The 23,933-nt window shown below is 46.4% G+C and carries 21 protein-coding genes; 12 read left to right on the top strand and 9 right to left on the bottom strand.

All coding sequences use genetic code 11. The features are described 5' to 3' along the window. Positions 1 to 162: 162 nt before the first annotated feature. The 3 genes from TCA2_RS05090 to TCA2_RS05080 all read left to right on the top strand — a co-directional run bounded on the left by TCA2_RS05090 (position 163) and on the right by TCA2_RS05080 (position 4,469). Positions 163 to 2,379, top strand: coding sequence for a bifunctional alpha,alpha-trehalose-phosphate synthase (UDP-forming)/trehalose-phosphatase (locus TCA2_RS05090; protein WP_047910486.1), 2,217 nt, complete (start codon positions 163 to 165; stop codon positions 2,377 to 2,379). Between the two features lie 16 nt (positions 2,380 to 2,395). Continuing rightward, a complete protein-coding gene (gene galU, locus TCA2_RS05085; protein ID WP_047910485.1) occupies positions 2,396 to 3,274 on the top strand; it encodes a UTP--glucose-1-phosphate uridylyltransferase GalU in 879 nt (292 codons plus the stop codon). 220 nt (positions 3,275 to 3,494) lie between these two features. Then, positions 3,495 to 4,469 (top strand): phosphotransferase, encoded by a 975-nt coding sequence (locus tag TCA2_RS05080; protein WP_052511750.1) that lies wholly within the window; start codon positions 3,495 to 3,497, stop codon positions 4,467 to 4,469. A 25-nt stretch (positions 4,470 to 4,494) separates the two neighbouring features. Here the strand turns inward: TCA2_RS05080 and TCA2_RS05075 are convergent, their stop codons facing one another. The 4 genes from TCA2_RS05075 to TCA2_RS05060 all read right to left on the bottom strand — a co-directional run bounded on the left by TCA2_RS05075 (position 4,495) and on the right by TCA2_RS05060 (position 8,940). Beyond that, complete coding sequence (locus TCA2_RS05075; RefSeq protein ID WP_047910484.1) at positions 4,495 to 5,517, bottom strand: serine hydrolase; 1,023 nt, start codon at positions 5,515 to 5,517, stop codon at positions 4,495 to 4,497. A 276-nt stretch (positions 5,518 to 5,793) separates the two neighbouring features. After that, positions 5,794 to 7,623, bottom strand: a complete 1,830-nt coding sequence (locus TCA2_RS05070; RefSeq protein ID WP_047910483.1) for a UbiD family decarboxylase — start codon at positions 7,621 to 7,623, stop codon at positions 5,794 to 5,796. Between the two features lie 140 nt (positions 7,624 to 7,763). Then, positions 7,764 to 8,300, bottom strand: coding sequence for a chromate transporter (locus TCA2_RS05065; RefSeq protein WP_081872239.1), 537 nt, complete (start codon positions 8,298 to 8,300; stop codon positions 7,764 to 7,766). A gap of 10 nt (positions 8,301 to 8,310) precedes the next feature. After that, positions 8,311 to 8,940, bottom strand: a complete 630-nt coding sequence (locus TCA2_RS05060; RefSeq protein WP_047910482.1) for a chromate transporter — start codon at positions 8,938 to 8,940, stop codon at positions 8,311 to 8,313. A gap of 343 nt (positions 8,941 to 9,283) precedes the next feature. On the opposite strand from TCA2_RS05060, the gene TCA2_RS05055 reads away from it, so the two are divergent. The 3 genes from TCA2_RS05055 to TCA2_RS05045 all read left to right on the top strand — a co-directional run bounded on the left by TCA2_RS05055 (position 9,284) and on the right by TCA2_RS05045 (position 12,125). Beyond that, positions 9,284 to 10,132 carry a protein kinase gene (locus TCA2_RS05055; RefSeq protein WP_047910481.1) on the top strand — a complete coding sequence of 283 codons (849 nt, stop codon included), beginning with the start codon at positions 9,284 to 9,286 and terminating at the stop codon, positions 10,130 to 10,132. Between the two features lie 35 nt (positions 10,133 to 10,167). Beyond that, complete coding sequence (locus TCA2_RS05050; RefSeq protein ID WP_047910480.1) at positions 10,168 to 11,094, top strand: AEC family transporter; 927 nt, start codon at positions 10,168 to 10,170, stop codon at positions 11,092 to 11,094. 128 nt (positions 11,095 to 11,222) lie between these two features. Then, positions 11,223 to 12,125: a hypothetical protein gene (locus TCA2_RS05045; protein WP_047910479.1), complete on the top strand. Its 903-nt coding sequence runs from the start codon at positions 11,223 to 11,225 to the stop codon at positions 12,123 to 12,125. A gap of 79 nt (positions 12,126 to 12,204) precedes the next feature. On the opposite strand, the gene TCA2_RS05040 is transcribed toward TCA2_RS05045, so the two are convergent. The 5 genes from TCA2_RS05040 to TCA2_RS05020 all read right to left on the bottom strand — a co-directional run bounded on the left by TCA2_RS05040 (position 12,205) and on the right by TCA2_RS05020 (position 17,422). Continuing rightward, positions 12,205 to 13,185, bottom strand: a complete 981-nt coding sequence (locus TCA2_RS05040) for an HD domain-containing protein (RefSeq protein WP_047910478.1) — start codon at positions 13,183 to 13,185, stop codon at positions 12,205 to 12,207. A 27-nt stretch (positions 13,186 to 13,212) separates the two neighbouring features. Continuing rightward, positions 13,213 to 14,568, bottom strand: coding sequence for an MFS transporter (locus tag TCA2_RS05035; protein WP_047910477.1), 1,356 nt, complete (start codon positions 14,566 to 14,568; stop codon positions 13,213 to 13,215). A gap of 137 nt (positions 14,569 to 14,705) precedes the next feature. After that, positions 14,706 to 15,446: a twin-arginine translocase subunit TatC gene (tatC, locus tag TCA2_RS05030; RefSeq protein WP_047910476.1), complete on the bottom strand. Its 741-nt coding sequence runs from the start codon at positions 15,444 to 15,446 to the stop codon at positions 14,706 to 14,708. Continuing rightward, on the bottom strand, positions 15,443 to 15,682 hold the full coding sequence (gene tatA / locus TCA2_RS05025; protein WP_047910475.1) for a twin-arginine translocase TatA/TatE family subunit: 240 nt from the start codon (positions 15,680 to 15,682) through the stop codon (positions 15,443 to 15,445). Before tatA ends, tatC begins: the two co-directional genes overlap by 4 nt. 63 nt (positions 15,683 to 15,745) lie before the next feature. Beyond that, positions 15,746 to 17,422: a PhoX family phosphatase gene (locus TCA2_RS05020; protein ID WP_238546286.1), complete on the bottom strand. Its 1,677-nt coding sequence runs from the start codon at positions 17,420 to 17,422 to the stop codon at positions 15,746 to 15,748. A gap of 383 nt (positions 17,423 to 17,805) precedes the next feature. Between TCA2_RS05020 and TCA2_RS05015 the strand changes: the two genes are divergently transcribed. The 6 genes from TCA2_RS05015 (at position 17,806) to TCA2_RS04990 (ending at position 23,868) form a co-directional block, all read left to right on the top strand. Then, positions 17,806 to 18,129 carry a DUF3870 domain-containing protein gene (locus TCA2_RS05015; protein WP_047910474.1) on the top strand — a complete coding sequence of 108 codons (324 nt, stop codon included), beginning with the start codon at positions 17,806 to 17,808 and terminating at the stop codon, positions 18,127 to 18,129. 223 nt (positions 18,130 to 18,352) lie between these two features. After that, complete coding sequence (locus TCA2_RS05010; protein ID WP_047910473.1) at positions 18,353 to 19,177, top strand: M55 family metallopeptidase; 825 nt, start codon at positions 18,353 to 18,355, stop codon at positions 19,175 to 19,177. Positions 19,178 to 19,192: 15 nt separating this feature from the next. After that, a complete protein-coding gene (locus tag TCA2_RS05005; RefSeq protein WP_047910472.1) occupies positions 19,193 to 20,125 on the top strand; it encodes an ABC transporter permease in 933 nt (310 codons plus the stop codon). Between the two features lie 3 nt (positions 20,126 to 20,128). Next, positions 20,129 to 21,055, top strand: a complete 927-nt coding sequence (locus TCA2_RS05000) for an ABC transporter permease (protein ID WP_047910471.1) — start codon at positions 20,129 to 20,131, stop codon at positions 21,053 to 21,055. 3 nt (positions 21,056 to 21,058) lie between these two features. Next, positions 21,059 to 22,138, top strand: coding sequence for an ABC transporter ATP-binding protein (locus TCA2_RS04995; RefSeq protein WP_274337270.1), 1,080 nt, complete (start codon positions 21,059 to 21,061; stop codon positions 22,136 to 22,138). Positions 22,139 to 22,242: 104 nt separating this feature from the next. Continuing rightward, positions 22,243 to 23,868: a peptide ABC transporter substrate-binding protein gene (locus TCA2_RS04990; RefSeq protein ID WP_047910469.1), complete on the top strand. Its 1,626-nt coding sequence runs from the start codon at positions 22,243 to 22,245 to the stop codon at positions 23,866 to 23,868. Positions 23,869 to 23,933 lie beyond the last annotated feature (65 nt).

The raw sequence follows: 23,933 nt of genomic DNA, 5'->3' as shown, positions 1-23,933 counted from the left end.
GGTTTATCCTATGCGTTTGCGTCATTTCGGTTGAAAGCGGGTATGAAAGTTACAGGTAACTTGCTTGGAAGAGCGCAATTTCAAGCAAAACAGAATTATATAATCTAGAGAACAGAATAATCTAGAGAACAGAGAAACCTTTACTGGAAAGGGGATCAACACTTGAGTAAACTTATTTTTGTATCAAATCGTTTGCCTGTTACTGTCAAGAAGAACGAGTCGGAACTCACCTACAGTAAGAGTATTGGTGGTCTGGCAACGGGACTAAAGAGCTACCATGAACAAGGAAACAGTGTCTGGGCCGGATGGCCGGGTATCTCCAGCAATGAGCTGTCTGACGCGGAGCAAGCCTCCATTAACACCGAACTGTCAGAGCAATACAACTGTCTTCCTATTTTTCTATCAGAGCAGGAGATTGATCAATATTATCATGGCTTCTGTAACGAAACGATCTGGCCTTTATTTCATTACTTCACGAGCAATACGGAATACAGCATAGATACTTGGGAGGCCTATAAGCGAGTTAATCAGAAGTTCTTTGATGCACTGGATGAAGTCATTGAGCCTGATGACACGATATGGGTGCATGATTATCAGCTGATGCTGCTGCCCCAAATGATTCGAGAGAAATACCCGAATGCCAAAATCGGATTTTTCCTCCACATTCCTTTCCCTTCATTCGAGATATTCAGACTATTGATCTGGCGCGAAGAGATACTTCAGGGATTGCTCGGGGCCAACTTGATCGGCTTCCATACTTATGATTATGTTCGGCACTTCCTCAGTACCGTACGCAGAATACTTGGCGTGGAACACAGCTTGAACAAGCTAAGCTATGAGACACATACGGTGCAGGTCGAAGCCTTCCCAATGGGTATTGATTATGATTATTTCTCCAAATCAGGCACAGTGGAATTGTCGAGCGAACTGCAGGATTTTGTAGAAAGCACACGCAGCATCCAGAACATTCTGTCAATCGACCGACTGGATTATACTAAGGGTATTCCTGACCGAATCAAAGCCTTTAAGCGGTTCTTGACGAAATATCCGGAATATCACGAGAAGGTTCGTCTGAATCTGATCGTTGCTCCGTCCCGAGTGGAAGTGGAAACCTATGACACGTTAAAAAAACATATCGAAGTGCTCGTCAGTGAAGTAAACGGTCAGTTCGGTACAGTCAACTGGATGCCGATATGGTTCTTCTTCCGAACGTTCAGTCAGGATGATCTGATCGCTTTCTATCGCCATAGCGATGTGCTTCTGGTGACTCCGCTTCGAGACGGTATGAACCTTGTAGCGAAGGAGTATATTGCTTCCCGCAATGATTTCAAGGGCATGCTGGTGATGAGTGAAACAGCCGGAGCGGCGAGTGAGCTGGGTGAGGCAGTTATCGTTAATGCGAATGATCATGGTGCCATTGCTGAAGGTCTGAAGACCGCACTAGATATGCCGGATCATGAGAAGATTGAACGCAATAAAATGATGCATCATCGTCTATCCAGATACAATATTAACTTCTGGGCAGATGAATTTATTACAGCTCTGGGGAATAGCGAGGCCGGGGCCCTGCAAACGAAGCCTTTGGTCGAGGTCTCTGATTCTTCGGTGATAAAAACCGCCTATACGGATGCAGAGCGGCGCCTGATCCTTCTGGATTATGATGGAACGCTTGTCGGCTTCAAGCCGACGCCGGATCAAGCTAAGCCAGATGAAGAGCTAAGGCAGATGCTGGCTGGTTTATCACAGGATCCGAAGAATACAGTCGTTATTATTACTGGCAGAGATCGCGGCGTTATCGAAAAATGGCTTGGAGATCTGAATCTCCATTTGATCGCCTCCCATGGATTGTGGTTTAAGCAAGCTGGAGGGGAATGGATCAAGACCATTAATGTCGATAATGATTGGAAGGATAAAATTCGCCACATTCTCGAAATGTATACAGATCGGATGCCAGGCTCGTTAATTGAGGAGAAGGAATATTCCCTGGCTTGGCACTATAGGCAGTGTGAGCCTGATGTCATCGCACTCAAGCGGGATGAGCTTAGAGAAGCATTGATATCCATTACGCAGTCCATGAGCCTTGGTGTACTTGAAGGAAATAAAGTGCTCGAGGTGAAGGACAGCCGAATCAATAAGGGACACGGGGTTCATTTGCTGACACGGGCAGAGGCCTTTGATTTCATTATTGGTGCGGGTGATGATTATACAGATGAAGATATGTTTAATGCACTTCCGGATGAAGCATTCTCTATCAAGATTGGTTCTGGGAACACGAATGCCAAATATCAGCTGAAGACCAATAAGGAATTCAGAACACTGCTTAAAAGACTTGAGGAACTAAGTGACACAGCTAAGTTGCATCCACAACAGCAGCAATGAGGAGGAGGAGAACAACATGAAAATTCGTAAAGCCATTATACCGGCAGCAGGTATGGGAACTCGCTTCCTGCCGGCAACAAAAGCAATGCCCAAGGAAATGCTCCCAATTGTCGATAAACCGACAATTCAATATATTGTAGAGGAAGCCGTTGCTTCCGGTATTGAAGATATTATTATTGTGACAGGAAAGAGCAAACGCGCAATCGAAGACCATTTCGACAATTCGTTTGAGCTAGAGTATAATCTGGCTGAGCAGCATAAATGGAAACTGCTGGATGAAGTGCGCAAATCGTCTGAAATGGCAGACATTCACTACATTCGCCAAGGTGAACCACTTGGACTCGGCCATGCGATATGGTGTGCCCGTAAATTTGTCGGCAATGAACCCTTTGCCGTAATGCTTGGGGACGACATTGTAGAGTCCAAGGTGCCATGTCTCAAGCAGATGATGGACATATACGAGAAGCATGAATCTTCCATTGTCGGCGTACAGCCGGTGCCTTGGGAGCAGGTCTCGCGATATGGTCTCGTCGATGGTGAAGAGCTGTCAGAGCGAGTATACAAGGCGAATCGCTTTGTAGAGAAACCGAAGCGTGAGGATGCACCGTCCAATCTGGCCATTCTCGGCCGTTATATTTTGACACCTCGTATTTTCGATATTCTGGGTGAAACTCCAGCCGGGGTTGGCGGGGAGATCCAGCTGACCGATGCGCTCGCTAAATTAGGTCTTGAAGAGGATCTGATCGCGTATCACTTCGATGGTACTCGTCACGATGTAGGCGAGAAGCTGGGCTTCATTCAAACGACCATTCATTATGCCATGCAGAATGAAGAATTGAAGGATGACCTCGCGGTTTATTTGAAGAAGGTGCTTGAGCAGCGTGAATTGGTTTAAGGGATTTTGAATTACGCTAATCAAGAGTAACGAAGGATACGCCTTATTGCTGCAGTACTCACTGCTTCTGTGCCCTTGATAGCAGCAGGAAGCGGAGACTGGGCAATGAGGCGTTACTTTTTGCTGCCCATTTAGAGTATACTTGAATCAATTTTGTAAATCAGATGGATTCACTTCATGCTGATTTAACGTTCTGTTAACAAAAGGGAGATGCTTGAGATTGAAGGAAACAATAGAATCCGGGGATAGGCCCCTCCCTAAAGGGATGCTTGATCAGGGGTTCATTGTCCGTAACCGTGCAGTGCTGCATGTCGGGCTGGAAGGACGACAAGTAGAGCGTCTGACAGGGGATGATACAGTCAGTTATATATTAAAATACCTTCCAGACGAGACGGTTCTTACAGGTGAAAGCTGGGCCTATGCCAAAGTACTGACACAGCTTCCTGTCATCTATCCTCGACTAATTGCTCAATCGGATCAGGAGGGAGAGGAGAGACCTTGGCTTCTTTTTGAAGATGTAGGCACCATTAGTCACGAAGCAGAGGAAGAGGTACTGATCCAAATTGCCGAATGGATGGCGATATGGCATGCAGTTCCGCTAGATTCGTATCCGGAGCTGCCTCATGCAGGTCAGAAGCCGCGGCTTGAGCAAGTCGTATCTGATCTCTTGGCCCAGCAGACCAGCATCAGTGCATTGCTCGAGGCCCTAGGCTTCAATTGGAGCGAGGTAAATACGTTTTATCAATTGCTGGATACATTTCAGCTCTCCCCAATAGAGGTCTACTCGCACGGCGATCTGCATCCCGGTAATTATGGAAGGACATCCTCCGGCAGAATCGTTGTGCTGGATTGGGAGCATAATCATCGTAACACCCCGATGTGGGACTTATACCATCTGCTGGATATATCACATCCGCTGTTTCCAAGAGCTCATGCCGCGCACATTCGCAGCAAGGTGCTGGATACATATCTTCTATACTCCAGACAGCTCGGCAAAGACTACGAGGAAGAAGTGTTCAAGAGAGAGTATCAGCTGTTCTCTGCCTTCTTCTCCCTGTGGATGCTGCTCTTGATTGACCGGGATTTACAGAGTCCAACGCCGTTCTGGCCTCATGACAACCTGGTTACACAGCGGGAAGAGACATTGCTGTCGATCAGGGAGCTGCTGTACATATTATTGAAGGGGCAGGCGTAGAGCTAGAATTGTATTACCTCATGACCTATGCTCTAAAGGCTTGCTCAATCTCCCGGATAATCTCATAAGCGCCGTCTGATTGATTCGAGCACACGACAACATGCAGCGACGCATCAGGATAGAACAACGCACGGAAGTTAATTCCGGGATCGTAGCCCATAAGTACGTATTTCTCAACCTGCTCGGAAGCTGAATGCTTCGTCATCCATATTCCGTATCCATAGCTTGTATGATCATCTACCTCCGCATGCGGTGTCAGCAGGAGATCCGTCATTTCTGCACGGATGAGCTGCCCGCTGCACACGGTTTCCCACAGCTTCATCATGTCACCCACTGTTACATAGGCACCTCCATCAGACCCTCCTCTTGCCGGCAGCGAATAGATGTTAGTACGATAGCCATTTTCCGTCTGGATGTAGCCAAGCGCTGTCCGTTCAGGCAAGTGATCCATTTCAAAATAACCTGAATCAGTCATTCCTGCCTTGGCAAAAATATGGGCTTCCACGTACTCCTGAAAACCCATTTGGCTTATCTGCTCGACAATGAGCCCAAGCAAAATATACCCAGCATTGTTGTAATGAAATGGACTCCCGGCTGAATGCTTCATAGGCTCATTCTGGAACAAAGGGAGGAAATCCTCCAGACGACGGATATGATACATAGGTCGTTGAACCCACAGTTCCTCAAAGTCATCCATTACATCTTCATCGAAATAGTCGGGGATACCTGAAGTATGCGTTAGCAATTGATGAACGGTAACGCTGAGATCCAAATAAGGAAAGGAATAGGCGCTGAGACATTCTTCAATTGTTGTAGTGAAAGCGAGTTTCTTCTGCTCAACCAGCTGACAGATTGCAATCGCAGTGAACAACTTACAACCCGAAGCCATACCGAAGCGTGTATTCTCTTGGTTTGGAATCTGCTCTGAACGATTTGCATAACCATGACTTAGCTTAAGCACATCGATATTATTCGACTTGACGTAAATGCTTCCTGAAAAATGGATTTGTTCCATTCGCCCTTGAATTCGTTCTCGTAGAGTGTTCATATCATTGATCTCCATTCTAAGTAAGTGTACTCATCCATGTTAGCATGGTAATTGCCGCCAAAGTGGTGATAAATCAATATAATGGTTTTTTACAAGACTTCATGCTTGGACAGCTATTTCGTACAGTGGCTGTTTGATTTTGCTCTATACCCTCATCGGTTTATGCTCCAATCGGTACAATATCAAAGACTCCAAGCCTGACAAAAAGGCGAGCGTCCAATCACATGGAGCTCGCCTTGACTTGAAAATCAGAAGGGTACTGTTTACGATTTTTGGTTACAGAACACCATGTAAGCTGCCGCTCTTCGCAAACAAGCGGTTGATTCGTTGCTCAACTGCCTGATCCGGAATGAGTGGTGGGGCATGATGAGGCTTGGTTCGAGCATCAATAACGATGTTGTCGCAGCCCCAATGCTTATACGTATATTCCGCATTTACTCCGTAAATATCATGAGATGGGTTACTCCGTGTAAAAGTTGCCCATAAGAAATTATCGATGGATCCACTTAGAAAATGGCTGTCGTCACATAAAATTATGAGCGGGCAGCCCGGCATGTCTCCTCGCACATGGATCGCGTTTGTTAGTTCTTCGAGCTGCTGCACCTCATCAGAATAACTGCTGAAAGCAGGGCCTTCCAGCGCCACAACACCTGGCAGCACAAGCCTAGGATTAACGAAATTCCGCAGCCCTTGAAGCTGTTCTGGAGCTTCCGTACAGAGCTCGCGCTTCTTGTCTCCACATGCAGCGAAGACCACCTTGCTCCCTTGATTCAGTCCGCTGCCTGAGTAGTCCAGCGTATCGATCGTAGTATTGGTCTGGAAATGAATATCCCGCTTGAGATCGATGCGCTCCAGTATGTATGAGAAAAATTCGGATACATGATGTGTGCTGAGCGGCTGCTCTTCCTCAGCAGCGATGAATAAGTACTTAGCAAGGCTGAGCTGTCCAGTGCCGAGAATTCGATTCGCAATCGTAAGCAGCTCGGCTGGCTGCTTCACCTTGGTATAAGGTGTATATCGTTCCGAGCCAATTGCAAGCAGAAGAGGGTGAACGCCTGCTGCATCGACAGCGTGAACCTCTTTTACTCCGGGTACCTCCTGCTTAACTGCCCCTCCGGTCAGCTGGTGAATGAGATCTCCAAATGCAGTGTCTTCCTGTGGAGGACGGCCAACGACAGTGAACGGCCAGATGGCATTCTGCTTGGCGTACACCTTTCGAACCCGCATCATCGGAAACGGGTGAATCAAGCTATAGTAGCCAAAATGGTCTCCGAACGGACCCTCCGGCTTGGTTTCGCCGGGATGAATCTCACCGGTTATGACAAAATCCGCATCGTGACTAATGCAGAAACCGTCCGCATCATATCCGTACCTGAATCTTCTTCCCGATAACAGACCTGCAAATAATAGTTCACTTAACCCTTCTGGCAGCGGCATAACCGCCGATAGCGTGTGTGCGGGTGGTCCACCTATGAAGATGCTCACCTTAAGCGGCTCACCTTTACGATTAGCTTTATGCTGGTGAATCCCGATTCCGCGGTGAATTTGATAATGCAAACCGATATCTTCATTGGCTGTGTAATCATTCCCGGTAAGCTGTACGCGGTACATCCCCAGGTTGGCTTTCATGATCCCTGGCTTGTCAGGATCTTCTGTATACACTTGAGGAAGTGTCACGAAGGCGCCTCCGTCCATGGGCCAGTGCTTGATTAACGGAAGATCGGTTATTCGAATTTCTTTGAAGCCGGACACACTGCTTCCCCGTTTGAGAGGGAGGGCTTTGATTGCCGAAGTCGCCGCACTGATGTGGCGAAACGGATTTTTAAGTGCTTTCATGGGATCGTTTCGGAGCGCAATTACATTTTGAGTTGAATCCCAGGTCTGCCGAAACATAAATTTGCTGCGTTCAATCGTTCCAAACAGGTTCGATACCGCACGATATGACGAGCCTTTTACATTTTCAAATAAGAGAGCGGGTCCCCCTGCTTCAAATACTCTTAGGTGGATGGCGGCCATCTCGAGCTCGGGGTCCACTTCTTCCCGAATCCGAACCAGATGTCCGTTCCGCTCCAAGTCAATTAAACATGATTCCAGTGTTGTGTACATTAATATAAAGTCACTCCTAGCTGAGCCTATTCTACATGTTCTGACGATATGAAGCTGAGCTTAAATACAATAGCTCTTCCTTTAATAGTACTTTCCAGCCATTAAATACTCAACTTCATATTGTTTAGTTCGCTGATTTGTCAAAATAAGACGATTCCGACACATGCAGAGAGCAGGATGACCACGAGCGGATGAAGCTTATATTTGATAATCGCCAGAAAAGCAGCTGCAGCCGTAAATAAGGTGGCAAATGTACTCCATTGAAAAATCGTTTCACCATTTCCACTGAAGCCGAAATGAAGGGCAGCATAGACAATCAGTCCGGTAATGATCGGACGAAGTCCGTAGAACGAGGATTGTACCAGAGGATTCTTGTTGATCTTGAAAAAGAAGGCGGCAATCAGTATGACGATTAGCAGGGAGGGAAGGATGATGCCTGTTGTTGCTGTAACTGCCCCCGGAATACCAGCGGTATGATAGCCTATCAGTGTAGCGCTGTTGGTAGCAACCGGGCCAGGGGACATTCCGGCGAGAGAGACGATTCGTTGAAACTCTTCAGCGGAGAGCCAGCTATATTTTTCAACCTCGAACTGAACCATCGGGATAACAGCGTAGCCACCACCGAAGGATAGAAGTCCGATCTTAAGAAAAGTAATGAATAATTCCCAGTACAGCATAGTAAGTCTCCTAAATGTAATATTCGATTGTTGCTGCATGTTCCGAAGCCGATTTTTTCTCGGTTTGTACGCTCATTCCGAGTTTTTTCTTAACAGAGATAATGATCATCCCTAATACAAGTCCAATCAGGATCATGAAGGTTGGATTGATGCTTGTTGCGATCAATACGATGAGAGATGCTGCGGCAATGGTAATCGTGGTACGGTCAAACAGGGCGTTCTTACCCATGTTATAGGCAGCGACGGCAATCAGACCGATAATCGCACCGTGAATTCCCTTCATTGCGGCCTGTACCTTCGGTTCATGCTGAAAGACAGAATAGATGCTGCTTAGAATAAAAACGATAATAAAGGTCGGAAGCGTAATCCCGACAGTGGCGGCAATAGCTCCCGGCACTTTACCTATTCGGTACCCGATAAAAGCAGAGGCATTAACGCCAACCCCGCCCGGAGCAGATCCGGCCAAGGACATTAAGTCATTCATTTCCTGTCTGCTGATCCAACCCCGCTTCTCCACGATCTCTCGTTCCAGCACGGGGATCATAGCATATCCACCGCCAAAGGTTGATGGTCCTATTTTAAAGAAGAGCCAGAATAATTGATAATAACGTGAAATGGTGTTCTTCATGCCTGATGTCATGCGGCGATTTCACCTCTTGTAGACTGAATATATCGTCATTATAGCATCTTTTTATCAAAATGAAATTAACTTATGGTAAATTAGCGATTATAAGTGATCTATCCACATCATAGTTCGAATACATTTGTAAAATTAAGTAATCTTTATTCTAAAATGGAATAAACTTCGTCTGTGCTCATGTACTATCCGCTAACCCTCTCGTTATTGAAGATAACGCAAAACTATCCCAATCATTAGTGTAATCGCGAAGTCCACGTTCACGGATTGGTGCTATAATAGATGGGCAATGCGAACATAAAAAATAGCGTTCACAGTCTATTCATCAAAGGAGAATCGTTGATTTATGCGTTTTTTTTCATTCCTGAGCTCATTCCTATCTGCGTGGCGGGATTATCCGGCTGAAATAAATACGGTGCTTGGGGATCGTTATGTCAATATGCAGCTGCTGGGTGAAGGAAGCTATGGCATGACATACAAATGCTTGGATCAGAAGAGTGGAGCGGTCGTTGCTCTTAAGCAGTCCAGGCCCAGTAAGGGGGAGTATGCACAGTATTTGCTTCGAAGAGAGAGGAACATCCTGCAGGCCCTCCGTCATTCGCAGATTCCTGAACCGCTTGATTTTTTTGTTGAAGGCAAGCATACCTATCTTGTCATGACCTATGTGGAGGGAGATACACTCGAGGATTTGATCTTTGAGCAGGGCTGCACATATGATGAAGTCTCTTGCATTGAAATGACTCTGAAGCTGCTGGATGTAGTCCAGTATATTCATAAGAAAGGGTATGTTCATCTGGACCTGCGAATTCCGAATGTGCTATTTCGGGAGGAGAGACTCTCATTAATTGATTTTGGCCTGGCAAGACAGATCGGTGAAGCTCCCCCGACGACAAGGAGGTCAACGACTGCTCACCCGTGGAAGAAAGCCCGCAGTTCCTATGCAGCACAGTTCAAGTTGGCTGAGGAGCAATCTGATCTTACCGATATTGGTCATTTTATGCTGTTCATGCTGTATTCGACCTATGAGTCTGAGGATGGCACAGATACTGAGCGGAGCTGGCAGGAGGAGCTGTCAATTTCGACCGAGCTACAGGAGGTCATTGAGCGGCTGCTCGAGCTGAAGGAGCCCTATTTAAGTACCGATGAGTTCATTCATGATTTGCATGTTTTGAAACAAAATCATTCCTCTAAGTAGAGGAAGTCTTCTTTCATAGAAAGGATATTACCATCATGGCCTTATTTTTAAACATATTGCTGAACAACGTCATCCCCTTATTTCTTGTCATTGCTGTGGGCTTTATCGTCCGCCGTACGAGAGGACTCGATGTCAAAACCTTATCGAACATTAACTTTTACATCCTGTCCCCGGCTGTCGTTTTTAATCTTTTATACACGACAGACATTACCATGTCTCTGTTTGGGCAGGTGATCGGCTTCTTCTTTATTTTCATGCTGCTGCAATACATCGTATGCTCTGTCATTATCAAAATTCGTAAGCTGGAGGGTGGAATGCCAGCAGCACTGCGAAACAGTGTCTTGTTCGCCAACAGCGCAAATTATGGACTTCCGATTAATCAGCTTGCCTTCTCGGGCAACCCGCTGACGCTTGGAGTGCAGGTAATTATTCTTATGCTTCAATCCTTCATACCCAATACATATGGAATATACAGCGTCAATGCGCACCGTGCCAAGCTGAAGGATATTTGGAGAACTATCGCAGGGCAGCCCGTAATTTACGCAATTCCTGCAGCGCTTCTGTTGAGGTTCCTTGAAGTACCTCTCCCCAATAGCATTCAGACGCCGCTTAATTATTTGTATACTGCCTTTATCGGTATGGCATTACTGACGCTCGGTGTACAGCTCGGAGCGATGAAATGGACTTTTGCGAAAAAGGGCAGCACGAATGTAGCCATATCTGTGTTTTTAAGACTGATTGCCGGTCCGCTTCTCGCCGCACTAACCGTATGGATGATGGGGATTGAGGGGCTCGTTGCCAAGGCCTTGATCGTTTCCTCTGCAGTACCGACATCACTCAGCAGCATGATTCTTGCGGTACAGTTCGATAATGAACCGGAATTTTCTTCGCAAACGGTCTTTTTTTCGACACTGCTGAGTACGCTGACAGTAACGGGAACGATTGCAGTTCTGCAAATTTAAGCCAATGAGTGCCTGCTCCTATACGGAAAACAAGGACTTCTGACCAATGTTCGAACGCAGCTGCATCGTATATAATAGGGGAACATACATACCCATATATCCAGACCTGACGATGATGGAGGGAGAGGATGAATGTGCAGAAGATTGCGGTCATTGTGGTGCATGGACTCGGGCTTCAGAAGAAGGAATATGCTGAGAAGTTCATGAAAAAGCTCGATAAAGCCTTCTCAAGTGTGATGCAAGTGCCTTCCGCCAGACCATATATTGAAGTAGAGCCTGTATACTGGGCTGATGTATTTGGTAAGGAGGAGGAACGGATCTATCAGGAGCTGGTGTTGAGTAAGAAGCTTCGCTACAAGCATCTCCGTCGTTATCTTATCTACTATTTGGCGGATGCTGTCGCATACCAGCCGGTCGATACGAACGGGCATAATTATGATGCCGTACACCAGACCATTAGTAATGCACTGCACAGCTTATCGCAAAGAGTAGGGAAGAATGCCCCGCTATGTGTCGTATCACATAGCTTGGGCAGCGTGATAGCCAGTAACTTCTTCTACGATTTGCAGTACACTTCCAGGCACTTTCCAGGAGTGATCGATACGACTTCTCCCTTGGAGAGGGGAGATACCCTGACGCATTTTTATTCACTCGGTACAACGCTGCCGTTATGGAGTCTGAGATATCGTGATTTTAGCAAGCCGATTGTTGTACCTTCCAAGGAAGGTCAAGCGATTTTCCCGGGGCTGCAAGGAGAATGGGTTAATTTTTTTGATAAGGATGATATTTTGGGATATCCCCTTCGAAATATTGATCCCGCCTATGAGAAGGCGGTGAAGCAGGACATTGATCTGAATGTGGGGAATCCGCTGACCTTCTGGAATCCGTTCTGTCATAATGGCTATATGAAGAACCGCAAGGTGGTCAGGCATATTGCGGAGAAGCTGGCCGAAACGTATACGTTTGTTAACCGGGATAAGGATTCATTAAACACGGGGAGCTCTTCTAGTAAAGGACGAAAAAAGAAGTAAGCATGCCTAATGATGCTGAGTATAAATAGAAGCGATCCACTATGAACTGATATAAGTTCGTAGTGGATCGCTTTTTCATTCAGAAAGATATAATTCTTACGCAAACCCCTTGTTGTGCTTTGATACGGGCATTCTCATTTATAATACAAACTTCCTCTGATCGTTGAGAAGCTGGAATAAGTTCGGTTCCGTGAAGAATAAATGGGTCAATGAGTCTTACTTTTGTGCTACGACACATATCATAACTGTTCTCATCTACAATAACGGTCACATTTGAATGGAGCATGGACAGAATATTCTGAATATTCTGATCATAAGATGTCCGTAGTAGAGACATGATGTCATTATCCGTTCCTAACATCATTTCTAGGCTAATTATTTGTTTATCTAATGCGAGCTTCAGAATTCTAGTTAGAAGTTCATTTGCGTAAATATTGAGAGGATCTAAGAAAAAATCAATGACCTCCTTGTAATAGACTCTAACAAACCAATTCGCAGTCGCTACATTTTGGACAACAATTATTCCATTTGCGACAGTTATATTGTCTAAAAAGGATTGAATTTCTTCTAACGTGATGATTCCATAGTGATACAAGTCTCTAAGTGTATAATCGATTCGGTCTGCACAGAGCTCAGGAGCGGGTCGTTCAAGCAATGTCCATGATAAGTTGTCAAAAAGGATCTTTTTATAATCATAATTATGACGACTTAAGATATCCGGAATTGATGACTCGATAATGATTTTTTGATAAATGTGCTCATGGTAATTTTCCTCTGTGTTATCTAATACAAAGTCAACAACATGTGAAAAGGCAGTATGAGAAATGTCGTGTAATAGTCCTGCAATTTGTTCTTCAATTGAACCTCCCAGTTTCCTAATCAGCAGCATTACCCCTATCGAATGATCATATCGGGTCACATTCCATTTTTCATTAACCAAATAACTTGCTCCGCCTTGATGAATTTCCTTTAACCTTTGAAACGCACTACTACATATCAACTCCTCAAAAACTTCTTCAATTTCATCCCATTCACCGTAAATCGGGCAAGTCAGCTTCAATAGTCAAATCCCCTTTTTAGAAAATAGTTAAATAGGTTTACTTGGACTGGATGATTTGCCTGACACAGATTGCTCCAGTTTGTTGTTATGTTTGTTTCGGAACACCAGATAGAACCAGGTAGAAGCCAGGACATATAGAACGCCGGTGATTGTAAATGTGATGGCATAGCCGTGGTAGCTGCCGTAAGTTGTAACGAGATAGGATTGGACAGGTCCCATTGTAGCCCAGCCGATCATGAAAGCAGTCTGCATGAGTGAGTTCGCAATACCTCGTCTTCGATCTGACACATGGTCAATTAATATCGATGAAAAAATCGGATTGGCTGCATTCATGAGCGCTTGTCTAAACAAGAAGCTGACGGAAGCAATGAGCACCGAATAGGTGAACCCGGTCAGCAGAAGGAAAGGCAGAGACATCGTTTGGAAAATGAAAACGGCTCGCACGGGTCCAACCCGGCTCACAAGAGAAGGTCCAATCATCATCGAGATGATGGTCATGACTTGGCCTAACGATATCAGGGCACTCATGAGACTGAGACTGATATGAAACCGGTCCGTAAAATACAAATTTAAATATGGAACGACAAGACCTGATCCAATGCCGATCAGCAGCTGTGTCATCACAAAGTGCTTAATAATCCGAAAGTCTGATTTGGACTGCTCTGCTGCCATATTGGAAGATACACTTCTGTTCATATTCGATGCAGACACGGTGTTCGAGCGAATAGCAGATACAGGGTTATGTATAACGGGTGAATCTTTTACTAGAAATAACGGAAGTGTACCAAGAAATGTAGCTATACCGCCCAGGAGCAGAACGATCTGTAAGCTGGAAATGCTATGGATCCCAATAAACCCAAGCACATCAGCAAGCACTCCGCCGCCGAAGCTGCCGATGACCTGAGCCGCCAGCACGAGGGAAGCGTGAATGCTAAACAGCCGAAGTCGATTATGCTCGGAGACATTGGCCGCTAGAAAAGGGATCGCGAGCACTTGAAAGAAGGAAGCAAATAATCCTGAAGATATCGCCAGCCATAAGAGATGGGGCTCCCCTATAGCAAAGGCTCGTCCAACAAAGGTTAGTCCGCTGAAGAGTGCACCAATAATGAGAATCGGCTTCTTGCTTATACGGTCTCCGAGCAGCCCTATAGGGATGAACATGATTGCCGTGGCAATGGATTGCACGCTGATAATGGTGCCGTTCATCGTTGCGTCGTAGCCCAGATCTTGTATGTACAAATTGTAGAGCACGGAGAACATGCCTCCGCCCATTTGATATAGGATGTTTGCAAGAAAAAAAAGCTGGATATTGCGGGGCCAGCTTCTGATTTCCGCTTTCCATTTTTGCCAGATACTCAAGATGTCTTCTCCTCCTGTTCTCATCTATTAAGCCTCTATGCAGAGCTGTTTGTCAAGATAAGGATAACAAAACGTAAACAGCCCTGAGCATGCTCCACCCGGGAATGAAGGAGCATGCTCAGGGCTGTTGGTGATGTAACCTGAGAAGCGGAACGGTCAGCTTACGCGGCCAGGCTCGTCTCGGACTGAGCCTGAAGCTGCTTGCGGTAGACCATTCTTGAGATCGTCAAACTTACTTCATATAGCAGGAATAAAGGGATAATGACTAGAATGTCGGACATGATATCCGGCGGTGTAATCGTGACGGCAACGACGACGAGAATAAAATAGGACACCTTGCGTGCCTTGGCGAGCTTGGCCGGATTTAATATCCCAAGCTTGGTTAGGAACATGACAACGACAGGCATTTCAAACAAGAGTCCAAATGGGACCGTCATGTGAATCATAAACGTGAAGTATTTCTGTGCGGTATACATCGTCTCAAACGAATCAGCTGCCATCTCATTCAGAAAATGCAGCACCATCGGGAACAAAATAAAGTAACCGAAGGATATGCCTAGAATGAACATTAGAGTGAGCACGGGAATAAAGATCAGCGTAGATCGCTGGGCAGCAGTCGGTACAGCAGGCTGAACGAATTTCCATATTTGATAAGCTGCCACAGGAATCGTTAATGTAACAGCAACCACACCTGCGATCATGAAGTACACCCACATGACATCTGAAGGACCAAGAATGATCAGCTTGCGCTCCATATCCGAAACGAGAATATCATAGATGTCCTTCACGAAGATAAAGGCGATGACCATCCAGAGCAGGAAAGTGATGAGCGTCCGGATGAGCCGGCTTCGCAGCTCATCCAAATGCCCAATCATATTTAATTCGTTTGGATTGTTACTCATTGTGACTTAGATCCGGAGCTGCTAACCGAAGCGGAAGTGCCAGCTTCCGCAGGTTTTTTCTTCTCATCCTCATCATTGTCCCCGCCCATGAGTCCGCGAGTGGCTCCCTTGAACTCACTGAGCGTCCGGCCAAAGGCACGTCCAAGCTCAGGCAGCTTCGAAGGGCCAAATATGATGAGTGCGATGATAAGAATCAGAATGAGTCCGCCGATTCCGATATTTCCGATTCCGGGCATAATATCATCTCCTGTTGAATGTTAGATTACAATATGATTGAATAAAAAGCTTATCGTCGAAACTTACAGTCCTAGCTTGAATCCACTAATCGCCGCAACGCCACAGCGGGCCTTCTTATCTCCCTTTCGGTGAGGCCATGTGCTTGTTGGGTTGTTCAGGTCTGTAGTCATTTCGCCGGGATGCTGTACAGAGATGAACAGTGTTTGCTCATCTGGTGTGAAGTATGGACCGGTCAGCTCCGAATCCTTAGGACCAGATGCGAATTGCAGTGCTTGTCCCTGGCTCTTGCCGCTTGTAGGGATGACGAACAAACCGTTGTTCATGAACGATTTATATACGCCCTTGTTGTGACTGCTCGTGGAAATGTCGGTCACGACCCACAAATTGCCGTTCGAATCGAATGCCAGATTATCCGGTGAGCTGAAGCCGGACTGTCTGCCGCCGGCAGCAAAGATTTCGAAGTTGAATTCAAGGGATCCGAGATCATCGTTGTTCTCAAAAATACGTGTAATATGACCGTGTATATTGCCATGAATATCGTTATTCGTGTGGCAGATAAAGACGGTGCTGTCGAAAGGCGAAATTTCAATATCCTCCGGACGATCGGTTGGAGTTCCGCCAACAATTAGAGCAGCTTGGTTGCAATAGGTAACGACATCCGCTTGGGAAGTGAACTTTTTAAGTAACTCTTCCTTCGTACCAGACACGCCATATGGATTCTTATAGCTGTCGGAGGAGAGAACTTCCTTCACGGCTTCAATCGTTACAGGAGCCCATTTCCCTGATTTAAGATTGGCAACATATAGTGTGCCTTCTTCAAGCAAGGCAGAATTGGAACGGCCGATGGCTTTGTTGTACTTTCCTTTGCTAATAAATTTGTATACGCAGGCATCCTTCTTGTCATCGCCCATGTATACAACAACACGTCCGTCTTTGGCAATACCCATCGCTGTATTCTCATGATTGAATCGACCTAGAGCGGTATGCTTTTTGCGGAAAGAGGCTTCAAAAGGATCGATCTCTACTACCCAGCCATAGTGTGTTTCTGGCAGCTTCGCTTGTCCGGCAAGCTCTTCAAAATTCTCCTCACAGGACAGCACCGTATTCCATAATGTGACGCCGCCGGAGCAGTTAGCAAATGTACCTTGTGCTTTGGTCGCATTTCCAATTGTTGCGGAGCCTTTGGCAGGACCTGTGATGTCGAAGGAGGTGAAGCCTGTGATACGACGTGCATATTTTGATGTCGGATCAAGCTTCCATACCCCTTGCTCATCACGGTACACTTCCGTTACCGACATCCCTTGGTAATAGAGGCTTTGCTCGATTTGTTTCTTGGTGGGACCGCTGTCCGCTACAGGACCGATGGCAAAGATGTTTGTGTATTCATGATTCGTAACAAGGAGTCCTCTCGTATTCGAGCCTTCAATAGGGAAAAATGCGTTGTAATCTGCACCCTGCCCAAATTTCTCACCTGCCGGATTAATAATGTCGTCAAAGGCAGCGACAACGTCATACTTAAAGTTCTTTGGCAATACGAGCTCGTCTTCCATAGTAGGCTCAATCGGATCGAAGAAGCCTGTAACTTTGTTCGTGTTAAATCCGAAGAGGTGGTTCGCACTGGAAGCTGCGGAGGCTTTACCGTCAAGTGTACCAAGACCGGCAGAAGCAGCAGCAAGTGCAGCAGCGCCTGTACCTAGATAGGATAGAAAGGTTTTGCGATCGATCGTTTTTTCGCTCAAAAGAACACACTCCTTGTCATTTATCAGTCGGATTTTGCCAAATCCTCATGTAAACAAGCATAAGTGTAATTTGTAAATTCCAAATCATCCCAGTGCAATCAAAATGTAAAATAAGCAGATTTGAATGGATGATTTCCAGTTGTTATATAACATATAACTGACATAATTCATGCTTGAATGAAGAGGGAATAGGAATATTCAAACATCATTTTACATAGATGAAACAAATTCACAAAGGTTATTTACAAATAAGTGAGTTTGTTGTTAGAATAAATTACACAATTCAACTTCAGATGTCTAATCAAGTCGCAGGCACTCGGGACAAGAGTCATCTGCATCCTTGATTAATCCATAAGCTGAAGCTGATCCAGGAGGACAAGCTATTGGACTATAATACGGATACGATATATATCGTGGGCGATGCTCAGACCTCGGTCAATAATCCGATTACTCAGCAGTTCAGTGCTTTTTTTATCGGTCTGGTAATTGATACAACCAATGATAAGATTGTGGATGCCGGATGCTCTTCGACCATTCCGCTGACCTCCGCCTTTGTCAGAACCCTGTTTGTTGGGAAGACAATGCATGATCTCGATATTATTAGTGAACAGGTTCGGTCCAGATATCACGGCTCCTCTCAGAAGGCGATTATTGTCGCCTATAAGGATGCACAGAAGAAATATCGTTCGATCGTTAACCATAATTAAATAAGAAGATAGGCTGCTTTATTTATTCGCATGTACCGGCTGTGTCATCATTACAGGCCTTGCGTACAGCATATCGTAAATGAAATCCAGCAAATCATAATCCGGGTCAGACATGTTCTTATGCTAGGAGCAGCTGCCCGCGTTATGGTTTGCTGTTTTTTTTATACTCAAAAGTAGATGTAAGCACTAGCATTCAATTATGACGAATAGGGGGCCGATCAGCATGAAACTGTACATTTCAATGGATATGGAAGGCGTCACGGGTCTTGTGGATGATACGTTTGTCGATTCGGCGAAGCGGAATTACAACCGGGGACAGCGGATCATGACGGCTGAGGCCAATCACGTGATCGAAACGGCTTTTGGTGAAGGCATCCATGAAGTTGTGGTTAATGACAGCCATTCCAAAATGAATAATTTGATCATCGAGGAGCTGTATCCGAGAGCTCAGTTAATATCAGGAGATGTGAAGCCCTACTCCATGATGCAGGGTCTCGATTCCAGCTATGGAGGTGCAGTTTTTCTAGGCTATCATTCTCGAGCGGCACGACCGGGAGTGATGAGCCACTCAATGATCTTCGGTATTCGCAATATGTACATTAATGATGTGGCCGTAGGAGAGCTTGGCTTCAACGCTTATGTCGCGGGACATCATGGGGTTCCCCTTCTGCTTGTGGCAGGAGATGATGAGACTGCTGCGGAGGCGGAGGAGCTGATACCACACGTCACAACCGCTATTGTGAAGAGACAAATCTCACGCACGTCAGCCCTGTGCTTGACCCCCGCCCAGAGCGGTGAGCTCCTGCGGGAGAAGACGATTCAGGCCATAGCGAACAAAGAGCGGGTTCAACCGCTGACTCCTCCAGAGAAGCCGCTTCTGACACTAGAGTTCGCTAATTACGGTCAGGCAGAGTGGGCCCATCTCATGCCCAAAACCCGGATGGAGCGCTATTCCCCGGTGGTATCCTATCAGGCAGATGATATCCTCGAAGCCTACCAAGCCATGCTTGTGATGACTGAGCTTGCAATGAGAACCGCATTTTGCTGATAAAGGAGTCCTGTCATGGCACAATTTATTCTCCGTAAATTTATATCCATGGTCGTCACTTTATGGCTGATTATAACGATTACCTTTCTATTAATGCACTCTATACCGGGTTCACCGTTTGATCGTGACGGTAAGGAGGCAAATGCCAATGTCATTCAGAACATGATGTCCTTCTATCATCTGGATGAGCCTCTCTACATTCAATACATTGAATATATTAAATCTCTTCTAACTCTAGATCTCGGACCTTCCATATCTCATTATCCTGACAGCGTGAACAGTATGATAGAACGCGGATTTCCCGTATCCTTTCAGCTGGGCATAGTCGCTATATGTATCTCCATTCTCATCGGCATCCTTCTCGGAACCATTGCTGCGCTGCAAAAAAACGGCATCATCGATTACATCGCCATGATTATTGCCGTGATTGGAGTGGCTGTACCGAGCTTTGTTCTTGCCCCGCTGCTCATCAAATATATTGCAGTTGAACTGAAGCTGCTGCCGGTAGCCACATGGGGAACGTGGAAGCATATGGTATTGCCTGCGCTGGCACTGGCGGCAGGACCCATTGCAACAATCGCTAGATTAACACGCGCAAACCTCATAGAGGTGCTCACCCAAGATTATATGGATACCGCCAGATCCAAAGGTCTTCCGCCCCTCGTCATCGTCGTGAAGCATGCTCTGCGCAACGCAGTGCTTCCGGTGATTACACTGCTTGGCGTGCTGCTGGCCAATGTGCTGACAGGGAGCTTCGTTATTGAGAAGATTTTTGCCATACCGGGTATGGGAAAATACTTTGTTGATGGCATTAACAATCGGGATTATTCCGTCATTATGGGAACGACCGTATTCTACAGCGCTTTGCTCATCATCATGATGTTCCTGGTTGATATTTTGTACGGCTTGATTGATCCGCGTATCAAACTGCATAAGAAAGGGGCCTAGGTTATGCAAGCATCCGACGTACCTGATCATCTATTTGTACCCATGAAACGTGAAGCTGGAGAGGCTGAGGCGATCGTTAGACCCCGAATTCCTGCATGGAAAAGGGCATGGATACTGCTGTACAAGAACAAGCTTGCGTTTGCAGGACTTATTGTCATTATTTTGCTGGGGATACTCGCTGTCTTCGGTCCCTTCATAGCTGAACACGGCTATGCAGAGCAGAACTTAGTGAACGCCAATCAGCAGCCTTCTGCGGTCCATTGGTTTGGGACGGATGATCTCGGACGTGACGTATTTGCCCGTATTATATACGGGGCGCAGATTTCGCTCGGCGTAGGCGTGATCGCGGCTGTTATTGATTTTGCGATCGGGGTCATATACGGCGGAATTGCCGGTTACTTTGGAGGAAGAATCGATAATGTCATGATGCGGTTTGTTGATATTTTGTACGGAATTCCCTATTTACTCATCGTTATTCTGCTCATGGTTGCCATGGGTCCCGGCCTTCTAACAATCATCGTGGCACTAACTGCGACAGGATGGATTGGGATGGCACGCATCGTGCGTGGACAGGTGCTGCAGTTGAAATCCTCTGAATATACGCTTGCTGCCAGAGCACTCGGAGCAGGATCATGGAACATTATTCGAAGACATTTGCTGCCTAATGCATTCGGCGTCATTATTGTGCAGGTTACATTCTCGGTTCCGTCGGCCATATTCTCAGAAGCGTTCCTCAGCTTTCTCGGTCTTGGTATACAGGCGCCGCTTGCAAGCTGGGGCACGATGGCCAATGACGGGATGTCTACGATTTTGTCCGGATATTGGTGGCGCTTGCTCTTCCCTTCCTTATTTATCTCTTTGACGATGCTGGCATTTAATTTGCTGGGTGACGGTCTACATCAGATATTTGATCCGAAACAGAGGAGGTAACGCATGATGGCAACGAGGAATGAAGGGGCAGCTCCGCTGCTCGAGGTGAATAACCTGCATGTTTCGTTTGCTACGTATGGCGGGAGTGTACAGGCCGTGCGTGGTGTCGACTTAGCCCTCTATAAAGGAGAAACGCTGGCGATTGTTGGGGAGTCGGGAAGCGGTAAGAGTGTGACGGCAAGAAGCATCATGCGTCTCTTACCCAAGCAAACGGCGACGATTAACAAGGGCAGCATTAAGTATAAAAATATAGAGCTCGTCAGCATGAGCGAGAAACAGATACGAAAGCTTCGCGGAAGCGAGATAACCATGATATTTCAGGATGCGATGACAGCACTTAATCCCACCATCTCGATTGGCGAGCAGCTGATGGAAGGAATCAGGCATCATCAGAAGCTGTCCAGAGCAGAGGCGAAGAAACGCGCTATGGATATGTTACAGCTCATCGGGATTAAAGATCCGGAGGCCCGTATGAAGCAGTATCTGCATGAGTTCAGCGGCGGGATGAGACAGCGGGTCATGATTGCGATCGCTGCCATAGGGAATCCTTCCATCCTTATTGCGGATGAGCCGACAACAGCACTCGATGTAACGATCCAGGCACAAATATTGGATTTGTTTAAAATGCTGCAGGCAGAAACCGGTGTATCCATCATTATGATTACTCATGATCTGGGGGTCGTCGCTAATCTGGCTCAACGTGTTTGTGTCATGTATGCAGGTAAGATCGTGGAATCCGGTACGGTAAGGCAAATCTTCTATGATCCAAAGCATCCGTACACACAAGGACTGCTTGCATCCATGCCCCGTGTAGACGGTGATCGCAGCAAGCCGCTTATTTCCATCCCTGGAACACCGCCGGATTTATTTTCACCACCTATAGGCTGTCCATACTCAGCCCGTTGTCCATATGTTATGGAAGTGTGCGGTTCATATGATCCGCCGTCAGTCAGCATGGACGGAGCGCCTGAACATACAGCCGCCTGCTGGCTGCTCGACGAACGCTCCAAGGGTGTGTTTCCGAAGAAATCTGTACCCACACCAAAAGTGCTTGAACCGGCGATTCGTTCTTCTATTAGTTGAGCGAACAATAGACACATGTATTGCCGGAATTCGAATCAATTTCACTATGAAACAGCTATGAAATTGATTCCATATCCATTCATAAACTTAAGGGGGAGTAATCAATGAAGAAACATCGGTCCATGCTGTTGCTCTACTGTATTGTGATTCTGTGTCTTGTGCTGGCGGCTTGTGGAGGAGAGGGTAGTGGAGCAGACGGAGACGCTGCTGATGTGAACAGTAAGATCCTGCTCGTCAATAACGGCAAGGAGCCGACGTCTCTTGATCCGCCTGTTGGCTTTGACCAGGTATCGAATGATGTGCTGAACAATTTCATGGAAGGGTTGACCCGTCTTCAGGAAGACCATACGCCAGGTCCAGGAGTAGCCAGTGAGTGGACGGTTACAGAAGATGAGAAGCAGTATACGTTCACTTTGCGGGAGGATGCCAAGTGGTCTAACGGTGATCCGGTTACAGCCTCAGATTTTGAATTCGCATTTAAACGGATACTGGATCCGAACCTTGGCGCTGCATCTGCAACGCTTGCCTATGTTATTGATGGAGCCGAAGCGTATAACTCGGGAGAAGGAACTGCAGATGATGTACAGGTTACAGCAGTAGATGAGCATACCCTCGAAATAAAGCTGAACAAGCCCGCTCCCTGGTTTCTCGGTATGATGTCGAACCCTGCGTTCTTCCCCGTACATAAGGCAACCGTCGAAGGAAATGCGCAGTGGGCGGCAGAGGCTTCTTCCATTCTAAGCAACGGACCGTTCAAATTAACGGAATGGAAGCATGATGCCGAGATTCAAATGGTGAAAAATGATCAGTATTGGGATGCTGACAATGTACATTTGGATGGCATCACGATGAAGATGGTGGATGATTCCACGACAGCTTATCAACTGTATGAGAGTGGAGAACTGCACATTACAGGAACCCTGCCGCCGGATGTAATTCAATCTCTGATCGACGAAGGTAAAGCAACGATTGAAGATTCAGCCGGAACATACTTCTATCGTTTTAATACCACGATGGAGCCCTTCACAAATGCGAAGATCCGCAAAGCCTTCACCTTGGCTGTAGACAGACAGCAAATTGTAGATCTTGTGATCAAGCAGAAGCATAAGCCGGCAACCGGGCTGGTCTCCTATGGCCTGCTCGAAGGTGAGAGCGGAGGGGACTTCCGTGAACAGGGCGGCGAGCTGGTAAAGTTTGATATTGAAGAAGCGAAGCGGCTTCTAACCGAAGGGATGGAGGAAGAAGGGTATGATACTCTCCCTTCCGTTACTTTATCCTATAACACAAATGACCTTCATCAGAAGATTGCGGAAACAATGCAGGCCATGATCAAAACAAATCTTGGCATCGATATCACACTGGCGAGCAAGGAGAGCAAGGTGCTGACCGATGAGCAGAAGAGCCTGCAGTTCCAAATGTCAAGAAGCTCCTGGCTCCCTGACTTTGCAGACCCGATTAACTTCCTCGACATCTTCGTATCCGGCAGTCCTAATAACCGGACAGGCTGGAGCAATAGTGAGTATGACCAGCTGATAGCAGCTGCTTACAGCGAGCCGGATGTGGAGAAACGATTTACGTATTTGCATGAGGCCGAGAGCATACTTATGGAAGAGATGCCGATCATGCCGATGTATTTCTATAATTCCGTGTACTTGCAGAAGGATCATTTAACTGGGGTGCTGCGGCATGCATACGGATATATTGATTACAAGTACGCAGAGTTACAATAAGCAAGGACTTCATTCAAGCACTTGCATGCAGGTTCTCCCGGTGATCGAACCAGATCACTGGGAGT

This window comes from Paenibacillus sp. TCA20, from assembly GCF_000732325.1.
Classification (GTDB): domain Bacteria; phylum Bacillota; class Bacilli; order Paenibacillales; family Paenibacillaceae; genus Paenibacillus; species Paenibacillus urinalis.
The sequence above is the reverse complement of the archived record's forward strand: the minus strand, read 5'-3'. Positions and strand labels throughout refer to the sequence as shown.